At 30.1% G+C, this 3,787-nt stretch carries 4 protein-coding genes; all 4 read right to left on the bottom strand.

Annotated features, from left to right (window positions below; all coding sequences use genetic code 11):
* A partial coding sequence (locus DIU01_RS06690; protein ID WP_290832752.1) for an O-antigen translocase occupies positions 1–1,100 on the bottom strand: 1,100 nt, incomplete at its 3' end.
* Positions 1,100–1,669: an acyltransferase gene (locus tag DIU01_RS06685; protein ID WP_290832750.1), complete on the bottom strand. Its 570-nt coding sequence runs from the start codon at positions 1,667–1,669 to the stop codon at positions 1,100–1,102. The genes DIU01_RS06690 and DIU01_RS06685, both read right to left, overlap by 1 nt.
* A complete protein-coding gene (locus DIU01_RS06680; protein WP_290832748.1) occupies positions 1,670–2,800 on the bottom strand; it encodes a DegT/DnrJ/EryC1/StrS aminotransferase family protein in 1,131 nt (376 codons plus the stop codon).
* The coding region (locus DIU01_RS06675) for a GNAT family N-acetyltransferase (RefSeq protein ID WP_367221808.1) at positions 2,797–3,787 on the bottom strand (991 nt) is incomplete at its 5' end. The genes DIU01_RS06675 and DIU01_RS06680, both read right to left, overlap by 4 nt.

Here is a 3,787-nt window from a genome sequence, read left to right as displayed (position 1 = left end):
ATCATTGTCTTTACAACAATTTGAAAGCCAAAAGCCAAGGTTATTACTTTGATAAAATCGCCAGCTAATTGCCAAATTAGTAATTCATTGATACTTGAAAATTCATTTGAAAAAACAAACCTTATAATAAGTGCCTTACAGAAAAAAATCACTGCTAGCATGATTACAAACAAAGGCACTAATGTTTTAAAATAAGACTTTAATTCGGTTTTAAATTCTTCATCTGTATTTAACGATGCTAATTTGGGCATGTAATACAACGACAAACCAGTATTAAAAAAAAGCATGTAAAAAGAAGAAAATCTATTCACGGCATCCCAAACGCCAGCTTCATTAATCGAATAATTTTGAACTATTGTATTTCTAATTAAAATTAACGTTAACGGAGCAATAACTGCGCTCAACAAAGCCATTAAAATGAATTTTTTAATAACGTTAAAGTACTTGCTACTAATTACTTTTTGCAAATCAAATTTAAAGTATTCCGTGTCTTTTACTACAAAAAGGAAAGTGATAATAACCATTATAAGCTCGCCAATTGCGATTGATAAAAGTCCGCCTACAATATTCTTTTTCCAAATTAATAACGCTGTTGCGAGAAAAATCAACACATTTGAAATAATTTGCATTATTACAATACTTTTAAATTTTTCTAATCCGTTGTAAATAGCTAACCAAAATGTGTTTATCACCATTAAAGGCAAAAGAAGAGCGAAAAACTGAATTGGAATTTTATAGGAGTTACTATAAAACAGAAAAACCGAAATAGTTTCGGAAAACAATAAAACTAAAGACGTTAAAAGCACTGAAACTACTAAAAGAATCCAAAAAAAAGTGGAGTAAATAATTGAAAGTTCTTTTTTATCACTCTTATTTTCGACAAATAGTTTAACAATAGAATTGCTAATTCCCATTGTAGCAACAGACTTTATCATTACAGAAAAGTTTCTAAAACTTCCCATTAAAGCCATTCCAGAAGAACCCAAATAAACAGAAATAATTCTTGTTGAAAGTATACCTAATACAAAACTTATTGCCACCGAAATTGAGTTTAGTGACAATACTTTTAATAATTTGTTTTGATTAATTAATTTTAACATTATAAATTCCGTATCACTTTAGCCGGACTTCCAGCAGCAAAAACATTAGGAGGAATGTCTTTAGTAACCACAGAGCAAGCTCCAATTATTGAATTCTCGCCAATAGTTACACCTTTAAATACAACCGAATTATAAAAAATCACAACATTATTTTCAATTTTAATCTTTGCAGATTTTACATCGCCATCCATTCTTTTTTCAGGATCAAGATCGTGACCATCGGTATCAACAAGAAAACAATTAATGCCAATCATTACATCGTTACCCAACGAAATACCTGTTGTAGCCTGTATTGTTGCTCCATTTGCCATAACAACATTGTTTCCAAAAGACACTTCGGTATCTTTTCCAGATGCAAGAATATAATTATAACTTGAATAAGTATAATGAGCAGCAACAACACCTATTTGAACATTATCACCAAAAGAAATTTTACCTTCACCTTTTAGAAGTAGCGGAATAAATAATTTGGGCTTTCCTATAACATTATTGCAATTTGAAAGCAATTTGTACTTCCAAATTCTAGATTTTACAAAAATTAATTGTTTTAATTTATCTACAATACTCATTTAATATCTATTTAAAATTTCAATTACAAAACTAACTTCTTCATCAGTCAGAACCGGACTAATTGGCAAACTCAAAACCTCATCGTGTATTTTTTCTGAGATTGGAAAAGATAAATCATTCCAGTTTTGAAAAGCCTTTTGCTTATGTGGCGCAATTGGATAATGAATCACCGTTTCTATTTGGTTTTCAAGCAAATAATCTTGTAATTCCTGACGCTTTTTTGTTCGAATAACAAACAAATGAAACACATGCGAATCAAATGAATCAACTTTTGGCAGTAGAATTTTATCATTCTTAATTTCAGATAAATAACGCTTTGCAATTTGACGTCGCTTATCATTATCAGCATCTAAAAAAGGCAATTTTACGTTTAAAAAAGCGGCTTGAAGTTCATCCAATCTTGAATTGATTCCGATAAATTCATTATAATATTTTTTATTCGAACCGTAATTTCGAAGTGAATAAAGCACTTTTGCTAGTTCATCATCATTTGTAGTAATCGCTCCAGCATCGCCAAGCGCACCAAGATTTTTTCCTGGATAAAAACTATACGCAGAAGCATTTCGAGTTGCATGCTGCGTTTCACGAGTTACTGAAAACTGCGACTGATTACTGAATACTGAATGTTTTGCACCGTGCGATTGAGCCGCATCTTCAACAACCAATAAATTATGTCGTTTTGCGATTGCATTTATTTTATCCATTTCTGCAAGTTGTCCGTATAAATGAACTGGTAAAATGACTTTGGTTTTGAGAGTTATTTTCTCTTCAATCAAATCGGGATTGATGTTGTAAGTTTCTACATTTGGTTCCACCAAAACTGGAACTAAATCGGCTTGTAAAATTGCCAAAATCGTAGCAATATAAGTATTTGAAGGAACTATTACTTCATCACCTTTTTGAATTTTACCTAACGCAATGTATCCTTTAAAAATCAGAATTAATGCATCCAATCCGTTGGCAACTCCAATGCAATATTTTGTACCGCAATACTTTGCAAAATTCGTCTCAAATAATTTCACTTCGTCACCAAGAATGAACCAGCCTTTCTCTAAAACCAATTTCATCTTTTCTTGAAATTGCTCTTGATAGCCTAAATTTATTTTCTGTAAGTCGAGAAATTTTATCATCTTAAAACAGTATCTAACAAATAATAATTTTTGGTGTCTACTTCATAAAAACTCTGAACTGCTGTTTTTGTTCCGAAAGTTTCTTTCCAAAAAAGTAATCCTTTGTTTATTTTTCTGCCTTGTTCTTCATTGGAAATTCCAAAATCAAAGAAATTTTTATCTTTAAAAACATTCGTAATTAAATGATTATATAAAAAATCTAAACTTCCCAATTCATTTTTATCAGAATTTCCAGAAATATATTGCGGATGAGCCACTTGATCGGTTACAAAAACAGTCGTTCCTGCGACAATTTTATCATTTTGGTAAACATTAAAATGACGAATGTTATTTGAAAAATAACTATGTAATAAAAGAATTTCTTCCAAGGAATGAACAGGTTTTGCTTGATGTTTATTATTCATATTGGGAATTAAAATTTCATTCCAAAACAACTCAAAATTGGGTTCTTCTTTAACGACTAAATTGTTTCTTTCACCTCGTTTTATACATTGTTTTCTATCTTTTGAAAAAGCAAATGGCTTAGACAAATCAATTACAGAAAGTGAGTCTCTTCTCATCAAATTTGCTTGAAGAACAAACAAACAATAGTCAATTTCATTTGAAAAAAAGTTACAATAAAAACTTGGTATATCTTTAATGTTCAATTTAGAAATTCCGTTTTTATCAAGAAATTCTAAAATACTTTTAAAAATTGAAATCGTAGTACTTAATTTAGCTTTTTGATCTAAAACCAATCCACCATAAGTCAATCCGCTGTGGGAAAAAACAGTATCTTCTACTCTATTTGCAGGCAAAACGGCAACCAATTTATTTTCATCAAACACCATTAAAGAATAATCTTCAAATCGATCTTTGTGGTATTCCAAAAAATTTCTATGAAATAAAAACGTAGCGTTTTTGGCAACACTTACAAAAGCATTCCAATCCTCAAAATCTGTTGTCTGATATTGTCTAACTAGGTATTTTTTCACACTATATTTTAAA

Origin of the sequence: Flavobacterium sp., assembly GCF_003525665.1 — a bacterium.
Classification (GTDB): domain Bacteria; phylum Bacteroidota; class Bacteroidia; order Flavobacteriales; family Flavobacteriaceae; genus Flavobacterium.
The sequence above is the reverse complement of the archived record's forward strand: the minus strand, read 5'-3'. Positions and strand labels throughout refer to the sequence as shown.